Origin of the sequence: Nocardia farcinica (genome assembly GCF_001182745.1) — a bacterium.
GTDB classification, from domain to species: Bacteria; Actinomycetota; Actinomycetes; order Mycobacteriales; family Mycobacteriaceae; genus Nocardia; species Nocardia farcinica.
Genome location: NZ_LN868939.1, coordinates 176874 through 197187, shown reverse-complemented (window position 1 = coordinate 197187; position 20314 = coordinate 176874). Strand labels below are relative to the sequence as shown.

At 69.5% G+C, this 20314-nt stretch carries 23 protein-coding genes and 1 tRNA gene; 17 read left to right on the top strand and 7 right to left on the bottom strand.

Annotated elements, in window-relative coordinates; all coding sequences use genetic code 11:
• The first annotated feature begins 40 nt into the window (after positions 1-40).
• Genes AMO33_RS18005 through AMO33_RS17975 form a run of 7 tightly spaced genes read left to right on the top strand, consistent with a single transcriptional unit; the run spans position 41 to position 7417 of the window.
• Positions 41-1015 carry an MCE family protein gene (locus AMO33_RS18005; RefSeq protein ID WP_050768208.1) on the top strand — a complete coding sequence of 325 codons (975 nt, stop codon included), beginning with the start codon at positions 41-43 and terminating at the stop codon, positions 1013-1015.
• On the top strand, positions 1015-2079 hold the full coding sequence (locus AMO33_RS18000) for an MCE family protein (RefSeq protein WP_011207071.1): 1065 nt from the start codon (positions 1015-1017) through the stop codon (positions 2077-2079). Before AMO33_RS18005 ends, AMO33_RS18000 begins: the two co-directional genes overlap by 1 nt.
• Positions 2076-3347 carry an MCE family protein gene (locus AMO33_RS17995; RefSeq protein WP_011207072.1) on the top strand — a complete coding sequence of 424 codons (1272 nt, stop codon included), beginning with the start codon at positions 2076-2078 and terminating at the stop codon, positions 3345-3347. Before AMO33_RS18000 ends, AMO33_RS17995 begins: the two co-directional genes overlap by 4 nt.
• Positions 3344-4570 carry an MCE family protein gene (locus tag AMO33_RS17990; protein WP_011207073.1) on the top strand — a complete coding sequence of 409 codons (1227 nt, stop codon included), beginning with the start codon at positions 3344-3346 and terminating at the stop codon, positions 4568-4570. The genes AMO33_RS17995 and AMO33_RS17990 overlap by 4 nt, the downstream gene beginning before the upstream one ends.
• Positions 4567-5988 (top strand): MCE family protein, encoded by a 1422-nt coding sequence (locus tag AMO33_RS17985; protein WP_060593666.1) that lies wholly within the window; start codon positions 4567-4569, stop codon positions 5986-5988. Before AMO33_RS17990 ends, AMO33_RS17985 begins: the two co-directional genes overlap by 4 nt.
• A complete protein-coding gene (locus AMO33_RS17980) occupies positions 5985-6932 on the top strand; it encodes a hypothetical protein (RefSeq protein WP_060593665.1) in 948 nt (315 codons plus the stop codon). The genes AMO33_RS17985 and AMO33_RS17980 overlap by 4 nt, the downstream gene beginning before the upstream one ends.
• Positions 6929-7417: a hypothetical protein gene (locus tag AMO33_RS17975; protein ID WP_060593664.1), complete on the top strand. Its 489-nt coding sequence runs from the start codon at positions 6929-6931 to the stop codon at positions 7415-7417. The genes AMO33_RS17980 and AMO33_RS17975 overlap by 4 nt, the downstream gene beginning before the upstream one ends.
• Here AMO33_RS17975 and AMO33_RS17970 read toward each other — a convergent pair.
• The 4 genes from AMO33_RS17970 to AMO33_RS32100 form a co-directional block, all read right to left on the bottom strand.
• Positions 7404-8846, bottom strand: a complete 1443-nt coding sequence (locus AMO33_RS17970; RefSeq protein WP_060595026.1) for a sensor histidine kinase — start codon at positions 8844-8846, stop codon at positions 7404-7406. The genes AMO33_RS17975 and AMO33_RS17970 overlap by 14 nt on opposite strands.
• An 89-nt stretch (positions 8847-8935) precedes the next feature.
• Entirely contained in the window at positions 8936-9655 is a 720-nt protein-coding gene (locus AMO33_RS17965; protein WP_011207078.1) for a response regulator transcription factor, read from the bottom strand.
• A 69-nt stretch (positions 9656-9724) separates the two neighbouring features.
• Positions 9725-11290, bottom strand: a complete 1566-nt coding sequence (locus AMO33_RS17960; protein ID WP_060593663.1) for an alpha,alpha-trehalose-phosphate synthase (UDP-forming) — start codon at positions 11288-11290, stop codon at positions 9725-9727.
• Positions 11291-11389: 99 nt separating this feature from the next.
• A complete protein-coding gene (locus tag AMO33_RS32100) occupies positions 11390-11560 on the bottom strand; it encodes a hypothetical protein (RefSeq protein ID WP_011207080.1) in 171 nt (56 codons plus the stop codon).
• Between the two features lie 174 nt (positions 11561-11734).
• Between AMO33_RS32100 and AMO33_RS17955 the strand changes: the two genes are divergently transcribed.
• The 3 genes from AMO33_RS17955 to AMO33_RS17945 all read left to right on the top strand — a co-directional run bounded on the left by AMO33_RS17955 (position 11735) and on the right by AMO33_RS17945 (position 13189).
• Positions 11735-12568 carry an alpha/beta fold hydrolase gene (locus AMO33_RS17955; RefSeq protein ID WP_011207081.1) on the top strand — a complete coding sequence of 278 codons (834 nt, stop codon included), beginning with the start codon at positions 11735-11737 and terminating at the stop codon, positions 12566-12568.
• Positions 12569-12766: 198 nt separating this feature from the next.
• Positions 12767-13009 carry an MbtH family protein gene (locus AMO33_RS17950; protein ID WP_011207082.1) on the top strand — a complete coding sequence of 81 codons (243 nt, stop codon included), beginning with the start codon at positions 12767-12769 and terminating at the stop codon, positions 13007-13009.
• 108 nt (positions 13010-13117) lie between these two features.
• A tRNA-Thr gene (locus AMO33_RS17945) sits at positions 13118-13189 on the top strand.
• Positions 13190-13681: 492 nt separating this feature from the next.
• Here the strand turns inward: AMO33_RS17945 and AMO33_RS17940 are convergent.
• Positions 13682-13981 (bottom strand): hypothetical protein, encoded by a 300-nt coding sequence (locus AMO33_RS17940; RefSeq protein ID WP_060593662.1) that lies wholly within the window; start codon positions 13979-13981, stop codon positions 13682-13684.
• A 186-nt stretch (positions 13982-14167) separates the two neighbouring features.
• On the opposite strand from AMO33_RS17940, the gene AMO33_RS17935 reads away from it, so the two are divergent.
• The 7 genes from AMO33_RS17935 to AMO33_RS17905 all read left to right on the top strand — a co-directional run bounded on the left by AMO33_RS17935 (position 14168) and on the right by AMO33_RS17905 (position 19348).
• Entirely contained in the window at positions 14168-15358 is a 1191-nt protein-coding gene (locus AMO33_RS17935; RefSeq protein WP_076573945.1) for a helix-turn-helix domain-containing protein, read from the top strand.
• Positions 15359-15636: 278 nt separating this feature from the next.
• Complete coding sequence (locus AMO33_RS17930; protein ID WP_060593660.1) at positions 15637-16029, top strand: YbaB/EbfC family nucleoid-associated protein; 393 nt, start codon at positions 15637-15639, stop codon at positions 16027-16029.
• Positions 16026-16361 carry a hypothetical protein gene (locus AMO33_RS17925; RefSeq protein ID WP_060593659.1) on the top strand — a complete coding sequence of 112 codons (336 nt, stop codon included), beginning with the start codon at positions 16026-16028 and terminating at the stop codon, positions 16359-16361. The genes AMO33_RS17930 and AMO33_RS17925 overlap by 4 nt, the downstream gene beginning before the upstream one ends.
• Positions 16354-16677 carry a hypothetical protein gene (locus AMO33_RS17920; RefSeq protein WP_137354002.1) on the top strand — a complete coding sequence of 108 codons (324 nt, stop codon included), beginning with the start codon at positions 16354-16356 and terminating at the stop codon, positions 16675-16677. The genes AMO33_RS17925 and AMO33_RS17920 overlap by 8 nt, the downstream gene beginning before the upstream one ends.
• Entirely contained in the window at positions 16678-17442 is a 765-nt protein-coding gene (locus AMO33_RS17915; RefSeq protein ID WP_060593657.1) for a hypothetical protein, read from the top strand.
• Positions 17439-18068, top strand: coding sequence for a hypothetical protein (locus tag AMO33_RS17910; RefSeq protein ID WP_137354004.1), 630 nt, complete (start codon positions 17439-17441; stop codon positions 18066-18068). The genes AMO33_RS17915 and AMO33_RS17910 overlap by 4 nt, the downstream gene beginning before the upstream one ends.
• Positions 18069-18238: 170 nt before the next feature.
• Positions 18239-19348 carry a helix-turn-helix domain-containing protein gene (locus AMO33_RS17905; RefSeq protein ID WP_060593655.1) on the top strand — a complete coding sequence of 370 codons (1110 nt, stop codon included), beginning with the start codon at positions 18239-18241 and terminating at the stop codon, positions 19346-19348.
• Positions 19349-19352: 4 nt separating this feature from the next.
• On the opposite strand, the gene AMO33_RS17900 is transcribed toward AMO33_RS17905, so the two are convergent.
• Together AMO33_RS17900 and AMO33_RS17895 are read right to left on the bottom strand one after the other, a co-directional pair.
• The gene (locus AMO33_RS17900; protein WP_011207085.1) at positions 19353-19778 is read right to left on the bottom strand and encodes an HIT family protein; all 426 of its coding nucleotides are present in this window, start codon (positions 19776-19778) and stop codon (positions 19353-19355) included.
• Positions 19779-19817: 39 nt separating this feature from the next.
• The gene (locus AMO33_RS17895) at positions 19818-20195 is read right to left on the bottom strand and encodes a PH domain-containing protein (RefSeq protein WP_011207086.1); all 378 of its coding nucleotides are present in this window, start codon (positions 20193-20195) and stop codon (positions 19818-19820) included.
• Positions 20196-20314: the final 119 nt, after the last annotated feature.

Here is a 20314-nt window from a genome sequence, read left to right as displayed (position 1 = left end):
CACCGCGACCACGGTCAAGCTGGCCATCTTCACGCTGGTGATGACGCTGATCTTCGCCGGTCTCGCCGTCGTGTTCAGCCAGATGCGCTTCGCGCGGGAACACGGCTACCACGCGGTGTTCACCAGTTCCTCGGGCATCCTGCCCGGGGCGAAGGTGCGCATCGCCGGTGTGCCGGTCGGCTCGGTGACCTCGGTGGAGGTGGGCAAGGACTACCTGGCCCACGTCGAGTTCGACGTCGACCGCAAGTACCGGCTGCTCACCAGCACCCGGGCCCAGATCAAGTACGAGAACCTGGTCGGCGACCGCTACCTGGAACTGCTCGACGGGCCGGGCTCGGCCGACGTGCTGAAGGCGGGCGGCACCATTCCCAAGGAGCGCACCGCACCGGCCCTCGATCTGGACATGCTGCTCGGCGGGTTCAAACCGCTGCTGCGCGGTCTCGACCCCGGCCAGGTGAACGACCTGACCGAGGCGCTGTTGCAGGTGTTCCAGGGACAGGGCGGCACGCTGGTGTCGTTGCTCGACAGCGGCGGCTCCTTCGCCAAGACCCTCGGCGAGCGCGACGCGCTGATCGGCAGCGTGATCGACAACCTCAACACCGTGCTGGCCACCATCGACGAGCGCGGCGAGCAGTTCGACACCACCCTGACCGAACTGCAACGCCTGGTCAGCGGGCTGGCACAGGACCGCGACCCGATCGGTGCGGCGATCCCGCGGATCGCGGGCGCCACCGGTGACCTCACCGATCTGCTCGCCCAGGCCCGCCCCGATCTGCGCAACACCGTCGAGCAGACCGGCCGCCTGGCAACCAACCTGAACGCGGGCGAGGACACCATGCAGTGGGTCATCGAGCGGCTGCCCGAGACCTACCGCAAGCTCATCCGCATCGGCTCCTACGGCTCGTTCCTGGCCCTCTACGTCTGTGCCACGAACTTCATCATCGACGGACCCGACGGCAAACCGTTGCTGGTGAACATGCCCGGCGGCCAGGACACGGGAAGGTGTGCGTTCTGATGAACGAGCAGCGATCTCCCGCCGTGACCATCGGCATCGTCGGCATCGTCGTCGCGGTCGCCGTCGCTCTGTCGGCCCTGCAGTTCGACCGGTTGCCGTTCATCCGGGCGGGCGCGGCCTACACCGCCTACTTCGCGGACGCGGGCGGGCTGGTGCCCGGCGACAACGTGCAGGTGGCCGGGGTGCGTTCGGGACGCGTCGACGAGGTGGAGCTGGCCGGCGACAAGGTGCTGGTGCGCTTCACCCTCGACGAGTCGATCGTGTTGGGCGACAAGACGTCCGCAGCGATCAAGACCAACACCGTGCTCGGGCGCAAGTCGCTCGAGGTGGTGCCCGCCGGGGCAGGGGCGCTGCGCCGCGCGGACACCATCCCGCTCGAGCGCACCACCTCGCCGTACTCGCTCAACGACGCGCTCGGCGAGCTGGCCACCACGGTGGACGGGCTGGACATGGACAAGGTCGACCAGACACTGGATGCGCTCTCGGCCACCTTCGCCGACACCCCCGCGCCGCTGCGCGCGGCGCTCGACGGGGTCACCGAGCTCTCCCGCACGATCAACAGCCGCGACCAGGCGCTCTCGCAGCTGCTGGAGCGGGCGCAGAACGTCACCAAGATCCTGTCCGACCGCAGCGCGCAGATCAACGCGCTGCTGCTGGACGGCAACCAACTGCTCGGCGAACTGGACGCCCGCCGCACCGCGATCGGGCAGCTCATCGTGCACGTCAACGGGCTGGCGCAGCAGCTGCGCGGGCTGGTCGCCGACAACGAGGCGCAGCTGCAACCCGCCCTGGACCGGCTGAACTCGGTGCTGGACGTGTTACAGCGCAACCGGCAGAACATCACCGAAGCGCTCGACGGGCTCGGGCCGTTCGCGGCCGCGCTCGGTGAGCAGGTGGGCAACGGCCCGTGGTTCAACGCCTACGTCGTCAACGCCACCAGCGTCGGTCTGCAGCCCCTCGTCGACGCCCTGGTCTGGCCGGAGCATCTGCCCGCCGACCTGCGCAACTTCTTCTTGAACCCGCCGCCCTCGATCGAGCCGGCCGTGCAGGAGCCGCCCCGATGAACAGCTCGAAGATCTTCCGCAAACCGCCGCGCTGGGTGTTGCTGCTCGCGGGCGCCGTGGTGGTGGCGCTCGTCGCCGCGGGCGCCTATCAGGGCATCACCCGCCTGGGCACCACCACGGTCACCGCCTACTTCCCGTCCACCAACGGCCTCTACGCCGGCGACGACGTGCGGGTGCTCGGCGTCAAGGTGGGCCGCATCGACAAGGTCGAGCCGGGCCACGAGCGGGTGAAGGTGACGATGACGGTCGACCGCGGCGTCGACCTGCCCGCCGACGCCCGCGCGGTGATCGTCTCGCCCTCGCTGGTGACCGCCCGCTTCATCCAGCTCGCCCCGGCCTACACCGGTGGGGAGAAGCTCGGCGACGGCGACGAGATCCCGATCGAGCGCACCGCGGTGCCGGTCGAATGGGACGACATCAAGGCCGAGCTGTCCAAGCTGGCCACCACCCTGGGCCCGGTCGGCGACGACCAGCAGGGCTCGTTCGGCCGGTTCGTCGACACCGCGGCGGAGAACCTCGACGGCAACGGCGAGCGCATGCGCGAAACGCTGCGCGAACTGTCGGCCACGTTGAACACGCTCTCCGACGGCCGCACCGACCTGTTCGGCACCATTCGCAACCTGCAGCAGTTCGTCGAGGTGCTCTCGGCGAGCAACGAACAGATCGTGCAGTTCGGCGGCAGGCTGGCCTCGGTGTCGTCGGTGCTGGCCGGGGTCTCGGAGGATCTCGGCGCGGGCCTGGACAACCTGGACCTGGCCGTGGCCGACGTGCAGCGCTTCCTCGACAGCAGCGGCGCCGAGCTCACCGAGAGCACCCAGCGCCTGGCCGAGGTCACCCAGATCCTGGTCGACAAGCGGCCCGAGGTGGAGCGCGTGCTGCACTCCGGGCCGACCGCGCTGGTGAACTTCTACCAGCTCTACAAGCCCGCGCAGGGCACGCTCACCGGCGCCGTCGCCCTGAACAACACCGCCGACCCGCTGAGCTTCCTGTGCGGTTCGGTGCGCGCGCTGGAGGAGAACGACTCCGACCGCAGCGCCGACCTGTGCGCGACCTACCTGGCCCCGGTAATCGACTCGCTGGCGATGAACTACGCGCCGATCATGCTCAACCCGGCCACCGGCGTGCAGGCCTTCCCGAACCAGCTGACCTTCAGCCCACCGAGCCTGGCGAACGAGGTGCCCGACGAGGTGAAGAACCCGCGGCCCGTCCCGGCGGTCACGGTGCCCAACGGCCTGGCCGGGCTGGCGATTCCGGGAGGTGGACGATGAGACGCGCGCGTCGCACCGCGACGGTTCTGGCGCTGGGCGTGTCGCTGACCCTCGGCCTCACCGCCTGCGAATGGGACGGCCTGAACTCGCTGCCCATGCCCGGCGCCGAGGGCACCGGCGAGGGCGCCTATCAGATCCGGATCCAGATGCCGAATGTCACCACGCTGACCGCGAATTCGCCGGTCCGGGTGGACGACGTCGACGTGGGCTCGGTAACCGACATCGAGGTGCAGGACTGGCACGCCCTGGTGACCGTCTCGCTCAACCGGGACGTGCGCCTGCCCGCCAACGCCATCGCCAAGATCGGCCAGACCAGCTTGCTCGGTTCCAACCACGTCGAGCTGAGCCCGCCGACCGACGTCGTCCCCGAAGGGCAGCTGCGGCCGGGTGACGTCATCCCGCTGGACCGGGCCGGCGCCTACCCGACCACCGAGGAAGTGCTGTCCTCGCTGTCGGTGGTGCTCAACGGCGGCGGCATCGCGCAACTCGAGACCATCACCAAGGAGCTCAACGCCGCGCTGACCGGCCGCGAGGACGCCATCCGGGACCTGCTGCCGCAGCTGAACGAGCTGACCACGAACCTGCGCGACCAGACCGGCGACATCATCGCCGCGATGGAGGGCCTGGACCGGTTCGGCGGCCAACTCGCCCAGCAGCGCACCGTGCTCGAGACCGCGCTCGACGGGATCCACCCGGCGCTGACCGTGCTGGCCGACCGCCGCGAGAACATCACCCGCGCCATCACCGCGCTGGGCGAGCTCAGCGACGTCACCCAGCGGGTCATCGACACCAGCGGGGAGAACCTGAAGGCGAACCTGGCCAGCCTCGGCCCGGTGCTGCAACAGCTGGCCGACACCGGCAACAATCTCACCGAGTCGCTGAAGATCCTGCTGACCTTCCCGTTCCCGATGAAGAACCTGGACAACGCGATCAAGGGCGACTACCTCAACCTGTTCATGACCGTCGACATGACCGGCAAGCGGCTGGACACCAACTGGCTGACCGGCACCCCGCTGGGCGGGCGCTTCGGCGGCGTGGAGGGCATCGTCGGCAGCTTCGCCCCGACCACGGCCAGCGACACCGGCAACCCGGCCACCGGCCCGATCGCCGGGCCGACACCCACCCCGTCGCCGACGCCGACCATCCCGGGCCTGCCGCCGATTCCCGGTCTGCCCGCCATCCCCGGGCTCACCGTTCCGCTCGAGGGGGGACAGGGCCGATGAAGCTGACCCGATTCGTCCGCATCCAGCTCGCGATCTTCGCGGTGCTGACGGTCGTCGGCCTGACCGTCATGGCGGGCACCTACGTGCAGCTGCCCGCCATGTTCGGCATCGGGCGCTACGAGGTGACCGTGGAGCTGGCCGCGACCGGCGGGCTGTACGAGCACGCCAACGTCGCCTATCGCGGCACCAATGTCGGCCGGGTGCAAGAGGTTCGGCTCACCCCGGACGGGGTGGCGGCGAAGCTGTCCATCGACTCCAGCCAGAAGATCCCCGCCGACGTCGACGCCTGGGTGCGCAGCGTCTCGGCGATCGGCGAGCAGTACGTCGACCTGATCCCGCCCGAGCAGCCCGGCCGCGGCAACCTCGCCGACGGCGCGGTCATCCCGGTGGGGCGCACCAAGCTGCCGCAGGACGTGGGCACCCTGCTCGACCAGACCGACCGGCTGCTGTCCAGCGTCGCCGACACCCGGCTGCGCCAGGTGATCGACGAGGCGTTCAAGGCGTTCAACGGTGCGGGCCCGGACCTGCAGCGGTTCATCGACTCGGCCTCGCTGCTGGTGCAGGAGGCGCAGAACAGCACCGAGCCGACCAAGAAGCTGATCGAGCAGATCGGGCCGTTGCTGGACACCCAGGTGCGTTCGGATTCGGCCATCCGCTCGTGGACGGCGGATCTGGCGACGGTGACCGATCAGCTGCGCGCGCACGACCCGGCACTGCGCAACCTGCTGCGCGACAGCCCGGCCGCCATGCAGCGGGTCACCCAGCAGTTCAACGAACTGCAACCGACGCTGCCGATCCTGCTGTCGAATCTGGTGAGCATGGGTCAGGTCTCGACGATCTACCACGCGGGCATCGAACAGATCCTGGTCGTCTACCCGCCGCTGGTCGCGGCGCTGATGACCGCGATCCGCGGCCCGCTGGAGTACGGCGTGCTGGTCGACTTCATGACGACGGTGCACGATCCGCCGGCCTGCACCACCGGCTTCCTGCCGCCCGACCAGCGGCGCTCGCCGAGCGACACCACGTTCGTCGAGACCCCGCCCGGCCTGTACTGCAAGATCCCGCAGGACTCGCCGATCGAGGTGCGCGGCATCCGCAACACGCCGTGCATGGAGTTCCCCGGCGTCCGGGCGCCCACGCCCGAGCTGTGCCGCACGGGGTATGTGCCCGAGGGCGACAACCCGCCGTTCGGTCCGCCCAACCCGGTCGCGCCCGCCGGCGGGCCCGGCACCACCGAGTCGACCGAGGTCGCACCCGCCGCGTACACCGCGCCGGCCGCCGCTCGGTCCTATGATCCGTCGACCGGTGTCTACATCGGCACCGACGGCCGCACCTACCGGCAAGGCGATGTCGGCCCCGGCGGTTCCGGGACGGTACCGGCGAGCTGGCAGGCGATGCTCGAGGAGCAGCAACGATGAGCGACAGCAACGATCAGTCCCGCCGCACGCGCCGCAAGGCGGTCCGCTCGGCCGGTCCACCGGTGGGGGAGCCGGGCGAGGCCCCGGTCACCGAGGCGGCCGCGCCGGGCGAGGGCGCGGGTGCGGCCGAGGTCACGGGTAGAGCCGAGGCGTCGAGTAAGACCGATGCCGCGGGTTCGACCGAGGCTGCGGATTCGACGGAGACTGCCGGTTCGACCCAGGCTGCCGGTTCGACCGAGGCCGTGGGGCAGAGCGAGGCCGCGGGGGAGGCCGAGGCCGCGGAGGCGGTGTCGGCGAAGGACGGCACGCAGCACACGGCGAAGACCAGCCTGGCCAAGTCCGGTTTGTCGAAGTCCGGCCCGTCGAAAGCCGGTCTGTCGAAGGACGGGCCGGACGAGAAGCCCGCCGACGGTGCGGCCGACGACGCTGCCGCCGCCGAGCAGACCGACCGCCGTACCGGGACCGGCCGCAGGATCTTCCTCGCGGCCGCCGCGGTGGTGCTGCTCGCCGCGCTGATCACCGGCGCGGTGTTCTCGGTGGTGACGGTCCGCGACATCGACCAGCGCGCCGAGCGCCGCACCGAATACGTGCAGACCGCCAGGCAGGCGATCCTGAACCTCACCACCATCCGCGCCGACTCCGCCAAGGAGGACATCGACCGGATCCTGTCGCTGGCCTCGGGGCAGTTCAAGACCGAGTTCGACGGCCGGGTGGATCCGTTCCTGAGCATCGTGCAGCAGGCCAAGGTCGTCTCCAACGGCGAGATCGTGGAGGCCGCGCTGGAGAGCGACGACGACGACTCGGCGAAGGTGCTCGTCGCCGCCAAGCAGACCCTGACCAATGCGGGCCAGGCCGAGCCGCAGACCAGGTACTACCGGTTCCGGGTCACCGTGACCCGTTCGGACGCCGGCCTCACCGCCTCGAATGTGGAGTTCGTGCCATGAAGCGCACCGACCGACTGATCGCCTCCTTCCTCGCCGGTGCGGTGGCGTTGACCGCGCTGATCGTGATCGGCTTCGGCGGGTGGCGCTATTGGAGTGCCGAACAGGACGAAAAGGCCAGGGAGCAAGCGCTCACCGCCGCCGACCGCGCCGTCTCGGCGATGTTCACCTACGACCACACCACCGTCGACACCGAACTGCCCAAGGCGGCCGACAACCTCTCGCCCAGCTTCCGGGAGGACTACCTGAAGCTCATCACCGCCGCCATCGCCCCCGGCGCCAAGGAGAAACAGCTCACCGTCAAGGCCACCACCCAGGCCGCGGGCATCGTCTCCGCCGACCGCGACAACGCCGTGGTGATGCTGTTCCTCAACCAGGTCACCACCAGCAGCGACAGTCCGCAGGGCACCACCACCGGCAGCCGGGTGCGGGTGAACCTGAACAAGGACGGCGACCGCTGGCTGGTCGACGCCGTCACGCCGATCTGACGTTCCCGGCCGCGCCCCGGTGCGGGGCACGGCGGCCCGCTCGCGGCAGCCGCACGGTGAACGTCGCGCCCGCGCCGGGGGCACTGTCCACCGACACGCTGCCGCCGTGCGCCACCACCAGCGCCTGCACGATCGACAGCCCGAGCCCCGACCCGCCGCTGGCCCGCGCCCGGGAGACGTCGGTGCGATAGAAGCGCTCGAACACCCGCTCGGCGGCCTCCGGCGTGAGCCCGGGGCCGGTGTCGGCGACCGCCAGGATCACCTCGTCGGGCTCCGGGGTGAGCCGGACGGTCACCGCGGCGTCCGGTGGTGTGTGCGTCAGCGCGTTGTTGAGCAGATTCGCCAGCACCTGCCGCAGCCGGTCCTCGTCGCCGGGCACCTCGAGGGTGCCCGTGCCCGCCTGGACGTCGAGTTCGATCCGGCGCCGGGGGCCGGCCGGGTCCGCCGCCGCGGCCACCGCGCGGGCGTTGTGCACCGCGTCGCCCGCGACCGTCAGCAGATCCACGGTGCCGATCTCGAGCGGGCGTTGCGCGTCCAGGCGCGCCAGCATGAGCAGATCCTCCACCAGCAGGCCCATCCGCCGCGCCTCGTGCTCGATGCGGTCCATGAACATCGCGGGATCGGTGGTGGCGCCCTGCCGGTACAGCTCGGCGAAGCCGCGGATCGTCGTCAGCGGGGTGCGCAGTTCGTGGCTGGCGTCGGCGACGAAGCGGCGCATCCTGGCCTCCGATTCCCGCGCCGCCGCCTCCGAGGCCTCCGTCGCGGCGAAGGCCGACTGGATCTGGGCCAGCATCCCGTTCAGCGAGCGGGAGAGCCGGTCCACCTCGGTGTTGGTGCCGCGCACCGGGACACGGCGGAACAGATCGCCGCGCGCGATGGCGGCGGCGATGTTCTCCACCCGCCGCAGCGGGCGCAGACTGCGCCGGATCACGAAATAGGCGGCCAGCGCCAACACCGCCAGCACCGCCAGTCCCACCACCACTTGCAGCATCACCAGCCGCTGCACGGTCTCCTCGTTCTGCGTCATCGGCAGCGCGATCGTGGTGCGGTCGTCGCCGCTGACGACGGTGAGCACCCGCCAGCGCACCGGCGCGTCACCCACCGAGTCGACGGTCACCGGTTCACCCACGGGCGTGCCGGACAGGTCGGGTGCGGCGTCCACGTTGAACGGCCGCAGCACGAGCGTGCCGGTGCCCGAGGTGCTTTCGCTGACGATGTAGAACGGGCTCGGCGGGGTGCGTGGATCGGTGGCAGGCGGCGGCACCGTCGGGCGCACCCGTGGGCGGGTCATCACCGCGTCGCGCAACTGCTGATCGGTGCGGGCCAGCAGCGACTTCTCCAGCGCCGAGGTGACCACCGCGCCGGAGACCAGCAGGCCGAGCCCGGCGAACACCACCAGCGCGAGCACCAGGGTCACCCGCAACGGCACGGCGCCGAGCCGGTGGCCGATCCACTCGCGCGCCTGCCGCAACCGGCCCGGCGCGGTGCGGGCGGCGTCCCGGCCCGGTCGCCCCGTGCTCACCGGCCCGGCGCCCGCATCACGTAGCCGACGCCGCGCAGGGTGTGGATCAGCCTGCGCTCACCGGTGTCCACCTTCTTGCGCAGATACGACACGTAGGTCTCCACCACGCCGACTTCGCCGCCGAAGTCGTAGCGCCACACGTGATCCAGGATCCGCGGCTTGCTCAGCACCGTGCCCGCGTTCACCATGAAGTACCGCAACAGGGTGAACTCGGTCGGCGACAAAGACACCGGCACACCGGCTTTCCACACCTCGTGGGTGTCGTCGTCGAGTTCGATGTCCTCGAACCGGATCCGCGAACTCTCCCGCACCGGCGCGCCGTGCCCGGCCCGGCGCAGCACCACCCGCAGCCGCGCCACCACCTCCTCGAGGCTGAACGGCTTGGTGATGTAGTCGTCGGCGCCCAGCGTCAGCCCGGCCACCTTGTCCTGCACGTCGTCGCGGGCGGTGAGGAACAGCACCGGCGCGTCGATGCCGTCGGCGCGCAGCCGCGGCAGCAGGCCGAACCCGTCGATGCCGGGCATCATCACGTCCACGATCATCGCCTGCGGGCGGAACGAGCGCGCCTTGTCCAGCGCTTGCGCGCCGTCGACCGCCGTCTCCACCTCGAAGCCCTGGAAGCGCAGGCTCACCGAGAGCAGCTCGACGATCATCGGCTCGTCGTCGACGACGAGGACGCGCGCCTCGGGCGGCGCGGCAGCGGGCACACCGGTCATGCACCCATCCTGCGCCGCCCGGCTGGGACCGCGCTGGACGGTCCCTGGGAACTCGCTGTGTGTCCGGCGTCACCGGGTGGGCGCGTCGTTGTCCCCGTAGTCGTCGTTCTCGGTGATCAAGGCGCTGCCTGCCACCTGGTCCTGGGCCAGCGCGTCGAGGAAGGCGCGGGCCCAGCGGTCGACGTCGTGGGCGAGCACCTGGCGGCGCAGCGAGCGCATCCGGCGGCGCTTGGTCTCCCGGTCGTCCTCGAGCGCGGAGACGATGGCGTCCTTGACACTGTCCAGGTCGTGCGGGTTGCACAGGTAGGCCTGGCGCAGTTCGGCCGCCGCACCGGTGAACTCGCTGAGCACCAGCGCGCCGTTGAGGCCGCTGTGGCAGGCCACGTACTCCTTGGCCACCAGGTTCATGCCGTCGCGCAGCGGCGTCACCAGCATGACGTCGGCGGCGACGAAGAAGGCGAGCAGTTCGTCACGGGGGATCGGCCGGTGCAGGTAGTGCACCACCGGGTAGCCGACGCGGGCGAACTCGCCGTTGATGCGTCCCACCTGGCGCTCGATGTCACCGCGCATCTGGATGTAGCTCTCCACCCGCTCTCGACTGGGGGTGGCCAGCTGTACCATCACCGTCTCCGCCGGATCGAAGCGGCCCTCGACCAGCAGCTCTTCCAGCGCGTTGAGGCGGATGTCGATGCCCTTGGTGTAGTCGAGCCGGTCGACGCCGAGCAGGATGTTCTTCGGATTGCCCAGCTCCGCGCGGATCTTGGCGGCGCGCTCGCGGATCGACCGCCGGCGCGACTGCTCGTCCAGTTCGGCCGAGGCGATCGAGATCGGGAAGGCGCCCACCCGCACCGTGCGGAAGCCGACCTGCACCACGCCCAGCTTGGACCGCACACCGACGGTGCCGCGCGAGGTCGGCTGACCGGCCAGCCGCCGCGCCAGATACAGGAAGTTCTGCGCGCCGCCGGGCAGGTGGAATCCGATCAGGTCGGCGCCGAGCAGACCCTCGATGATCTCGGTGCGCCACGGCATCTGCATGAACAGCTCGACCGGCGGGAACGGAATGTGCAGGAAGAAGCCGATGGTGAGATCGGGCCGCAGCATCCGCAGCATCTTGGGCACCAGCTGCAACTGGTAGTCCTGCACCCAGACCGTCGCGCCCTCGGCGGCGACCTTCGCGGTCTCCTCGGCGAAGCGCCGGTTGACCTGCACGTAGGCGGCCCACCAGGCCCGGTCGTAGGTGGGCCGGACGATGACGTCGTGGTAGAGCGGCCACAGCGTGCCGTTGGAGAAACCCTCGTAGTAGTCGGCGACCTCCTGGGCCGAGAGCGGCACCGGATGCAGTTCGAGCCCGTCCTCGATGATCGGGTCGACGTCGACGTCGGGGACGCCGGCCCAGCCGACCCAGGCGCCCTTGTTGTTGCGCAGCACCGGCTCCAATGCCGTCACCAGACCACCGGGGCTGCGCTTCCAGCGCGTGCTGCCGTCGGGCAGACGTTCCAGGTCGACCGGCAGCCGATTGGCCACCACGACGAAGCCGGAACCCGCGCCCTGCGGCGCGTTCGCGCCGGTGCGCACCGCACCGGTCTCCGGGTCGGACGGGGCGTGCTGGGATTCGTCGGACGGCTGATCGGTCATCTGGTCCACTCACGCATCCTTGTTCTGTTCTTCGGGCGGCGCAGGAGCCCCTCGCTCGCGCCGCGGTCGCGCTGGTCGGAATTGCCCGTTCCGACGCGGTTATTCAGCGCGGCTGTTGGGCCCGATACCCAGCATGGAGAGCAGCATCCGGCACTCGTCGGCGTCGGCGGCGTAGGCCGCGACGACCCGCTGCGCCTGCCGGGCGGTCTCGTCGGCCAGTGGTTCCAGGTCCTCGTCCGCGATATCGTTCGCGCTGCCCTTCGCGGCCATTCTTCTCGTCCTCCCGACTCGTTACGCTCGAGCGTTTCGAAGTGTCCATGGTATGCGACAAAAGTGAGCGGGTTGCCATCGCCCGCGAGCATCATCGCGCCCCCCGGCTCGATGCGGGCGACCGGTGGTGCCTATACCGTGGGTGCGCAGCACCAACTGACGAAAGGGTCGACAATGCCGCTGGCCACGGTGAACGGAATTTCCCTGAACTACCAGGTCAAAGGTGATCGAGCCAAGGGCACCGAGGCGAAGGGATCGGCGCCGCTGGTCGTCATGATCATGGGCACCGGCAGCCCCGGCCGGGTCTGGGAGCTGCACCAGGTGCCCGCGCTGCTGGCCGCGGGCTACCGCGTGTGCACCTTCGACAACCGCGGCATCGCGCCGTCGTTCGAGGCCGCCGACGGCATCACCATCGACGACCTCGTCGGCGACACCGCGGGCCTGATCGAACTCCTCGACGAGGGCCCCGCGCTGGTGGTCGGCACCTCGATGGGGGCGCGGGTGGCCCAGGAGCTCGCCCTGGCCCGGCCCGACCTGGTGCGCAAGGCGGTCTTCATGGCCGGGCACGGCCGCCTCGACCAGTTCCAGAAGACCCTCTCCCTCGGTGAGCACGACCTCGACGCCAGCGGCATCACCCTGCCGCCGAAGTACGAGGCCGCCGTCACCGCGGTCATGAACCTCTCGCCCGCCACGCTGGCCGACGCCAACGCCGCCCGCGACTGGCTCGACCTGTTCGAGTTCACCGGCGGCCCGGTCACCCCGGGCATCCGCGCCCAGCGGCGGATGGATCACGATTTCGACCGGGTGCAGGCCTACCGCGGCATCACCGTGCCGTGCCTGGCCGTGGGGTTCGCCGACGACCGCATGATCCCCGCCTACCTCACCCGCGAGGTGGCCGAGGCCATCCCCGGCGCCCGCTACCAGGAGGTGCCCGACGCCGGCCACTTCGGCTACCTGGAGCGGCCGGAGATCGTCAACAAGATCCTGCTCGACTTCTTCGCCGCCTGAGTTCGGCCGAGGTGGATCGAATACGGCGGGGGAATCGAATACAGCCGAGGTAACCACCTACGCGTAACGTGTCCCTTGCTAGGGTCGACACAACGCTCGGGGAGTCATCCGGTGCGGGGCTCGTCGTGGCACGACCCACCGCAGCGGACGGGCCCAGGAGCCTAATCCCGTACAAGCGCCAGTATCCAGTGAGGTGAAATGAGCACCAACCCCTTCGACGACGAAGACGGCCGGTTCTTCGTCCTGGTCAACGACGAGGAACAGCACTCCCTGTGGCCCGCCTTCGCGGAGGTTCCGGCCGGATGGCGAGTGGTGTTCGGTGAGGACAGCCGCGCCGCGTGCGTGGAGTACGTCGAGAAGAACTGGACCGACATGCGTCCCAAGAGCCTGCGCGACGCGATGGCCGCCGACGACGCGGCCCGGCAGGGCGCCCAGTCCTGACGCCGCGGTAGTCGATACTGCGCCGGGAATCTCTCGCTTGACCGCCGCCGCGTGCACCGATATCCGGTGCCACGCGGCGCGCGGGCGCGGTTATGATGACACCCTCCCGCCTCCTTAGCTCAGTGGTAGAGCACTCGCCTTGTAAGCGAAAGGTCGTCAGTTCAATCCTGACAGGGGGCTCGATGTGAAAAGGCTCTGGCCCAGGTCAGAGCCTTCTTTTCGCTGTCGGCCAGCGCCGTTCCCCGGTAATTGGCCCGCACCGGGGAACGCATTCCCCTCCCTCCGCCCCGCTACCGCGTCAGATTGTCATCGAAGAAGTCCGCTGAGACGTCGAGCGTCATCGCTGACTTGCGCCCGCGCATCTTCTGGCAACCTTGACGTTCGGCTCGGCCGACACGGTCAGGGAAGCGGCGGTGTGCGCCGGGTCGTAGGTGGTGGCCCGCGTCATCCGGCTTCACGAGGGCATCCGGCGGGGGAATCAGGTGTGCTCGATCCACGTCGGCCTGAACACTCCGTTGGTGGACGACCCCATGACGTCCGAACCCATGACCGCGCAGGCGGAAGCGCGCAGGCGGCCCGGTCAGTCGTCGTAATCGGACGGCCAGAAGATCATCACCAGCACGACCGCGAGTGGCAGCACAACCACGCCGGCGAGCCCGAGCTGTGCGGCGGTCACGGCTGCGCCCCAGCGTAGCGCCAGCGCGCGAAGGACAGCCGCGGTAGCACGACCTCGACGTCGGCAAAGTCCATGAGTTGATTGACCTCCAGCGGGCCAAGATGGCCGGGACCGGGCAGGATCACCACGTCCGCCCCGGCGTTGCGCGTCTGATCCACGACAGGCAGCACCGAGCATTCATCGGCCCACACCAGGCGGTAGCCGAGCCGCGCGGCCAGCCGCTGCACCTGCGCGCGGTCCCACTCCGGGGCGGTGCTCACGTCGTAGTCGATCCACCCGAACGCAATCGGTTCCATCTAGTACCCCCTTCGACACGTTTTGGCGTGCGCCCGCCGCCGAGGACCACCACTGTCGACCCGGCGGCGAGGCGTAGGGGAAGCGTCCAACGTCGCTGAACCACAGCTCAATAGGAGTTCGGCCGGTGGGAGGGCATAAGTACTGGAAACCGTGCATTGGCGATGAGACAGCCGTAACGTTGACACATGGCTGAACTCGGGGACCGGCTGCGCAACATCCGAAAGCGACGCGGCCTCACGCAGATAGAGCTTGCCGACCGATCGGGTGTGTCGGTCGCAACCATCCGCGCTGTAGAGCAAGGGGCACAGGAACGGGTACGCACCGAGACCGCTCGGCGGCTCGCGGTCGCGTTACGGGTGGAGACCTCCGCGCTCATCGTCACGCCCGACGCCGAGGAACCGGCCGCAACCGATGTCGAGCTGTGGGCGGAGGTCCGGCGCGCGCTCGAAGGCTCTTACGCGGCCGACGATTCCAGCGAGCCGCCCACCGTCGCCGGTGTGGCGCAGACCTTTTCCGAAGCGAAACCGCTTTTCCGCAGGGGTAGGTTCAGCGAACTGGCCCCGATGCTGGTGCCGCTGCTGCGTGACGCCGACCATCTGGTGAGCGCGGCCCCCTCCGGCGACACGTCTGCGCGGTCGCTGCGCAGCCGCATCCGACAGATGGTCGGTTGGCAGATGGTGTTGAGCTGGCAGTTCGACGCCGCCGATACCGCGCTGCGCCTGGCCCTGGACGACGCGCCGGACCTGCGCGCGGCGGTGCCGCTCATGGACGCCGAGTGCTGGCGTTACATCCGGCAAGGCGACCTCGCGAAAGCACGGGACACCGCGACCCGCTGGGCTGACGACCTGGAGCCGCGTCGGATCACCAGGGCGTCGCGTGATGAATTGGCCGGATGGGGACTGATGTTGCAGCGGGTCAGTACTACCGCCGTGCGTGACAACAGGCCGGGGGAAGCGGCCGACGCGCTGACCTTCGCAAAGATGGCCGCGACCGGTATTCGATACGGCGAGCACGATTCCAAGGACGGCCTGCTCCACACCTTCGGCCCTGTCACAGTCGCCATGCTGGAGGCCGAGAATGCGATGGTGGCCGACCGGCCCGACGTTACCCTCGCCATCGGTGAGCGGCTGGAGGGCGTGAAATACCCACTGCCTTGGCCGTGGAACCGGCACCGGCTCGACGTGGCCGCGGCCTACGCTGCGACCGGGCGGCCCGCCGACGCATTGGCGGTGCTCCACCAGATTCGGCGCGACCTACCAGAGTGGCTGGTCAAACAGCGGTACGCCCGCGACATCATGGCCGGCATGATCGACAAACGGCGCACTCTCACGCCCGAGATGCGCGAGCTTGCCGATTTCGTCGGCGTGCCTTACTGATCGGTCCGCCTCGCGCTGGATGACCTCGGCGTGCGGGGACAGCGCCTGGGGTGTGTTGGATTGACCTCGGACACATGACTACTTCATCCGGCATCACTTGGATTGATCGTGTTTGATCTGTTTCCGCAGGTGGAGTGCGACGACACCTGCATCGGCCAGCGGGTGCGCCGGATTCGTGCGCGGCGCGGTCTCACTCAGCAAGTGCTTGCCGACCCGGGTTGACATCGCTCGAGGCGGAAGGGAAAGATCGCTCGAGCAGATGAGCGATTGGGGGGTTTGTGGACTACGACCTGGATGAGCTACGCCGCCTGCAGGAGTTGAGCGCCCAGCAACTCGCGACAGCCCGTCGGCGGGTCAGCGAGATCGAGGCCGACGGTGCAGAGTTGTCGTTCGAGGCGACCTCGCATCGAGGCGAGGTAACCGTGCGAGTGAGTAGCACAGGTGTGGTGACGGACATTTCGCTCGCGTCAGGTTTCGGCGATCCGGGCAAGCCGACGTGGATGTTGGCCGATGACATCGACAACGTGTCGCGGGCGATCGTGGAGGCGGTCTCGCGCGCACGCGCGAAAGCCGCCGAGGAGATGCGGGGTCGGTTCGCCCAGGCATTCCCCGAGGCCTACGAGTTGCTCGATGACCTGCGCGGCCCCGCGGCGGAAAGGGGAGCGGTGTGACCGACTTCGATCGCATCTATCACATGGTCGCGGAGATGAACCGCGACTGGGCGCAACTCATCACCGATATTCGGTCGGGACGAAAGGCCGAGCAGCGGGCCGCCGAACGGCATCGGGTGCCGGTAGTCGACCACTACACCGGCGCGGAGTACGGCACTATCATCATCGACGGTATGGGCGCGTTGCGCGGCCTCGATCTCGAGGCCTATGAGGTGTCGCAGTCCAACGAATCCGATGTCCTGGCCGCGATTATCGCGGCCCTGAACGCACCGGCAGCGAAGCCGCAGGTGAAACGAACGCAGGAACTGAGCGGGGGGAGCTTCATTGGCTGACACCGATTTTCGGGTGTGCCCGGCCGCGCTGCGGCTGCAGGCCGTGGAGGTCCGGCAAGCCTCCGAGCATTGGAACAACGCCAACGCGGCCATCGGCGGTGCTCCGATGGACGGCGAGGCGCTGGGCTATTTCGGCACCGACATCGTCGCCAAGTTCAACACCGCGGCGAGCACGGTGAGCGGCAAGCTGATCGCGGGGAGGCAGTCCATCCAGTCGGCGGCGACCGGTCTGGAAAAGTGCGCGACCCATTTCGAGGCCGTCGACGCCGAGTGGTACCGCCAGTTCGGCTTCATCGACGCGCAGGCGGGGTACTAGGTGGGCAGCAGGACACGTGAGGGCTATCCGATCCCGGCCGACAAGAACCCCTTCGGTCTTTCGGCCGAGCTGATCTTTCCCTACGATCAAGCCGCCACCCTGGTGACCGCGGCGCAGCGGGTCGGAAACACTGCCGTGCGCGGTCAGGTCGAGCTGATCCGCAAAATGCTCGGCAACCCCAACGACGTCTCCACCGTGCTGGGCGCCTGGCAGACGGCGATATCGGAACTCACCATGTCCATCGACGGAAGTGACGACGGCAACGGGCTCACCACCGCGCGCGCCTCCGTCAATGCCCGGTGGAACGGTAGCGCGAAAGATGCAGCGGTCGCCTACCTCGACCAGTTGCTGGAGATGACGCCGGCGCAGCGCACCGTGATGAAGGAGATCACCGACCAGATCAACAATTTCAGTGCGCTGGTAACCCAGAACTACGCTACCGCCATCGTGCACATCACCAAGTACGCCGCGATTGTCGCCGAGCTCTCCGGGGGGTTGCTCGAGGAGATCAGGGAAGCGCTGACCCTCGACGGTGGCAGCATCGAGACCAAGATCCTCGAAGCTCTCGGCCAGTTCATGGAGGAGACCGGCAAGGTGATCGAGTCGGTCATCACCTACAAGAACAACCTGGCAGGCACGATGGACGCCATCATCACCAGGGCGGGCGAGATCGCGGTCCCCGCGGCGATCGCTCCCGATGCGCTCGACACCACCGGATGGCAGCCCCGCAACCCCACCGGCCCCGGCTGGGGCAGTCCGTCATGAGCGCGCGGCTGGACCTCTCGCGCCGTCGCATGGGCAGATATCGGGCGAGTGCGGCGGCCGCCATGTTCTGTGTGCTGGCCGTGGCCGGGTGTTCGACATCCGAGCAGGACCCGCCGCCTGAGACGCTGAGCTACCGGTCCGTGCCTAGCGAGTGCCATGCCATCAACGACCGGGTGGCCACGCTGGTACGCGAGTTCCTCGCCGATGTGACGGCACCCGGGTTGCCCGGCGAACTCGACCCTGAGCGGACCTCGAAATCGGTCACTCCGACCTCGATCTCCTGCTCAACACATCGCGACCGCTACGGCCAGGACCTCACATTGTCACGGCTGGTCACGATCAAGTTCCTGCTGGCCACCGAACCGTTTCATCGGCCTGCCGCCGCCGTGCCCGTGCCACTGCTCGGCGACAGCGCACATCAGCAGACCGCCGCGAAACTTGGTACACCCGGCGCATTCTCTCGCGTGATCTTCCGAGTGCGTAATCTCGAGGTCAATGTCACCGCTATGGGCGACACTCTGCCGCCGTCGTCGCCCGACGTCACCCAGCATGCCGAGAAGACCGCGCTCGCCGTCGCCACCGAGCTGGCGGACAACATCGATGACCTGATGCCCTGGCCCGAATAGGCGGCGACACCAGCACCGGCGAATCCCCGCGCGGCTCCAAGTTCGCGGCCTCGCCGGAGGTGCTCCCACCGAGAGCTGCGCTGAACGCCGCCTTGGGGCCGAAAGGTGTGCGTGCTTGGCGGGCAACGGCTTACGGTGGTGCCGGGGTTCCGGCTGAACCGGAGGATCGTATGCACAGGGGTGCTCGGTTGCGGGCCGCGCGGGAGGCGGCGGGCGTCGGCCTGCGCGAGATGGCGAGGCTCACGCATTATTCGCCCGCGTATCTGTCGCTCGTCGAGTGCGGGAAGCGGCCGGTGCCGCCCGCGGTCGCTGCCGCCTACGGCGCGGTGCTCGGCGAGCCCGCCGACGGGGACCCTGCCGCAGCGGAATGGGTGGCGCGGGTCGCGGCATCCGATGTCTGCGGCGCGACACTCGAGCGGCTGGAGACGGCGGTGGACGATCTGGCGGTGGCGTACGCGACGACACCGCCCGCGGAACTCCTGGTCGACATTCGCCGGCAGCTCGGCGGCGCCGCCCGCCTGCTCGCCGGACGGACCACGCTCGTGCAGCACCGCCGCCTGCTGGTGGCCGCCGGGTGGCTCGCGCTGCTGGCGGGCACCTGCCACATCGACCTCGAGCACCGGCGGGCCGCCGATGTCCGGCTGCGCGCGGCTCGGGAGATCGCCCGGGAGTGCGAGCACCGGGAGATCGCGGCGTGGACGCTGGAGACCCGGGCCTGGCAGCACCTCGTCGATCGCGAGTTCGGGGTGGCGGCCGAGTTGTCCGAGGCCGCGCGCCGGATGGCGCCGGGCAGCGGTTCGGCCCGCATCCAGGCCACCGCGCAACGGGGGCGGGCCCTGGCGCGGCTCGGCGACAGCGCGGGCAGCTACGGCGCACTGCGCGGCGTCGCGCGCCTGGTGTCCGGCCTGCGCGCCCCGGAGCGGCCCGAGCACCACTTCCGTTACGACCCGGCGAAGGCCGACGCCTACGTCGCCACGACGCTGTCCTGGCTCGGTGATCCGGCGGCGGAGTCCTACGCCCGCCACGTCCTGCTGGATCTGGAGCGCGCGGCGTGCGTGCGGCCCCGTCGCATCGCCATGGCGCGGCTCGACCTGGGGCTGGCGCTGGTGGCGGCGGGCAAGCCGGAGGAGGCCACGGACGTGGCGCTGGCCGTGGTCACCTCCGGGCGGTTGGTGCCGTCGCACCACTGGCGGGTGGCGGACGTCGTGGCCGCGATCGGGCAGCACGACCGGCGCGGCGCCGCGCTGGTGCGCGCGGCGTTCCGGGACACCTACGCCTGACCGCTCAGTCCGGGACGTTGGCCGAATGCCCGAGATCCCGCAGGGCCTGCTTGATCTTGGCCTGGGCTTCGTCGAGGGATTCGGGGGAGGGGTCGGGGTCGGCGCCGGAGATGTCGAAGTTGCCCATCTCGTAGGCGGGGAAGACGTGCAGGTGCAGGTGCGGGACCTCGAGGCCGGCGATGAGCAGGCCGGCGCGCGGGGCGTCGAAGGCGGCGCGCACGGCCTGGCCGATCTTCTGGGCGACGCCGGTGAGCCGGGCGAACAGCTCGGGGTCGACGTCCTGCCACTGATCGATTTCCGCGCGCGGCACCACCAGGGTGTGGCCCTGGGTGACGGGGGCGATGGTCAGGAAGCCGACGAATTCGTCGTCCTCCCAGACGAATCGACCAGGAAGCTGACCGGCGATGATCGCGCTGAAGACAGATGCCATAGTCCGCAGACTAGTCAGGCCGCGGACCGGCCGCCCGCGCTACACCGCCACGAAGTGCGACAGGATGCCCTGCACCTCGTAGATGTCGACCTGTCGGTTGAACCGCTTGTGCACCGGTTCGGCGGTGCCGGCGATCCAGATCAGCAGTTCGGCGTCGAGGTCGAACGTGCCCGCCGTCTCCACCGCGAAATGGGTGATGGCCCGGTAGGGGATGCTGTGGTAGTTCACCTTCCGCCCGGACAGCCCCTGCTTGTCGACGATGATCAGGCGGCGGTTGGTGAACAACATCGCGTCCCGCACCAGAATGTAGGCGGCGTAGACCTGCTCCCCGTTGCCGAACAGCTTGGCGTACTCCTGCTGGGCCTGTGCCGGGTCGACCCGCCCGGCGTTGCCCATCAGTCCGTCGATCAGACCCATGATCTCCCCGTGTCCCCTCGCGGTACGGCCCCGGCGGCTGCTCGGGGCCTCCCTCTCCACTATCCCCGGCGCGGGCCGCGCGTGGGGGAAACGGCGACAAGCGTTTTCGCGGAGCACTG

Excerpts from the sequence above, each read along its gene's own strand:
- AMO33_RS17960 (WP_060593663.1), bottom strand. The coding sequence starts at position 11,290 with ATGACCGATCAGCCGTCCGACGAATCCCAGCACGCCCCGTCCGACCCG.
- AMO33_RS18005 (WP_050768208.1), top strand. The coding sequence starts at position 41 with ATGACGCTGATCTTCGCCGGTCTCGCCGTCGTGTTCAGCCAGATGCGC.
- AMO33_RS17955 (WP_011207081.1), top strand. The coding sequence starts at position 11,735 with ATGCCGCTGGCCACGGTGAACGGAATTTCCCTGAACTACCAGGTCAAA.
- AMO33_RS17985 (WP_060593666.1), top strand. The coding sequence starts at position 4,567 with ATGAAGCTGACCCGATTCGTCCGCATCCAGCTCGCGATCTTCGCGGTG.
- AMO33_RS17975 (WP_060593664.1), top strand. The coding sequence starts at position 6,929 with ATGAAGCGCACCGACCGACTGATCGCCTCCTTCCTCGCCGGTGCGGTG.
- AMO33_RS17910 (WP_137354004.1), top strand. The coding sequence starts at position 17,439 with ATGAGCGCGCGGCTGGACCTCTCGCGCCGTCGCATGGGCAGATATCGG.
- AMO33_RS17895 (WP_011207086.1), bottom strand. The coding sequence starts at position 20,195 with ATGGGTCTGATCGACGGACTGATGGGCAACGCCGGGCGGGTCGACCCG.
- AMO33_RS17950 (WP_011207082.1), top strand. The coding sequence starts at position 12,767 with ATGAGCACCAACCCCTTCGACGACGAAGACGGCCGGTTCTTCGTCCTG.
- AMO33_RS17995 (WP_011207072.1), top strand. The coding sequence starts at position 2,076 with ATGAACAGCTCGAAGATCTTCCGCAAACCGCCGCGCTGGGTGTTGCTG.
- AMO33_RS17935 (WP_076573945.1), top strand. The coding sequence starts at position 14,168 with ATGGCTGAACTCGGGGACCGGCTGCGCAACATCCGAAAGCGACGCGGC.
- AMO33_RS17965 (WP_011207078.1), bottom strand. The coding sequence starts at position 9,655 with ATGACCGGTGTGCCCGCTGCCGCGCCGCCCGAGGCGCGCGTCCTCGTC.
- AMO33_RS17905 (WP_060593655.1), top strand. The coding sequence starts at position 18,239 with ATGCACAGGGGTGCTCGGTTGCGGGCCGCGCGGGAGGCGGCGGGCGTC.
- AMO33_RS17990 (WP_011207073.1), top strand. The coding sequence starts at position 3,344 with ATGAGACGCGCGCGTCGCACCGCGACGGTTCTGGCGCTGGGCGTGTCG.
- AMO33_RS17940 (WP_060593662.1), bottom strand. The coding sequence starts at position 13,981 with ATGGAACCGATTGCGTTCGGGTGGATCGACTACGACGTGAGCACCGCC.
- AMO33_RS32100 (WP_011207080.1), bottom strand. The coding sequence starts at position 11,560 with ATGGCCGCGAAGGGCAGCGCGAACGATATCGCGGACGAGGACCTGGAA.
- AMO33_RS17900 (WP_011207085.1), bottom strand. The coding sequence starts at position 19,778 with ATGGCATCTGTCTTCAGCGCGATCATCGCCGGTCAGCTTCCTGGTCGA.
- AMO33_RS18000 (WP_011207071.1), top strand. The coding sequence starts at position 1,015 with ATGAACGAGCAGCGATCTCCCGCCGTGACCATCGGCATCGTCGGCATC.
- AMO33_RS17980 (WP_060593665.1), top strand. The coding sequence starts at position 5,985 with ATGAGCGACAGCAACGATCAGTCCCGCCGCACGCGCCGCAAGGCGGTC.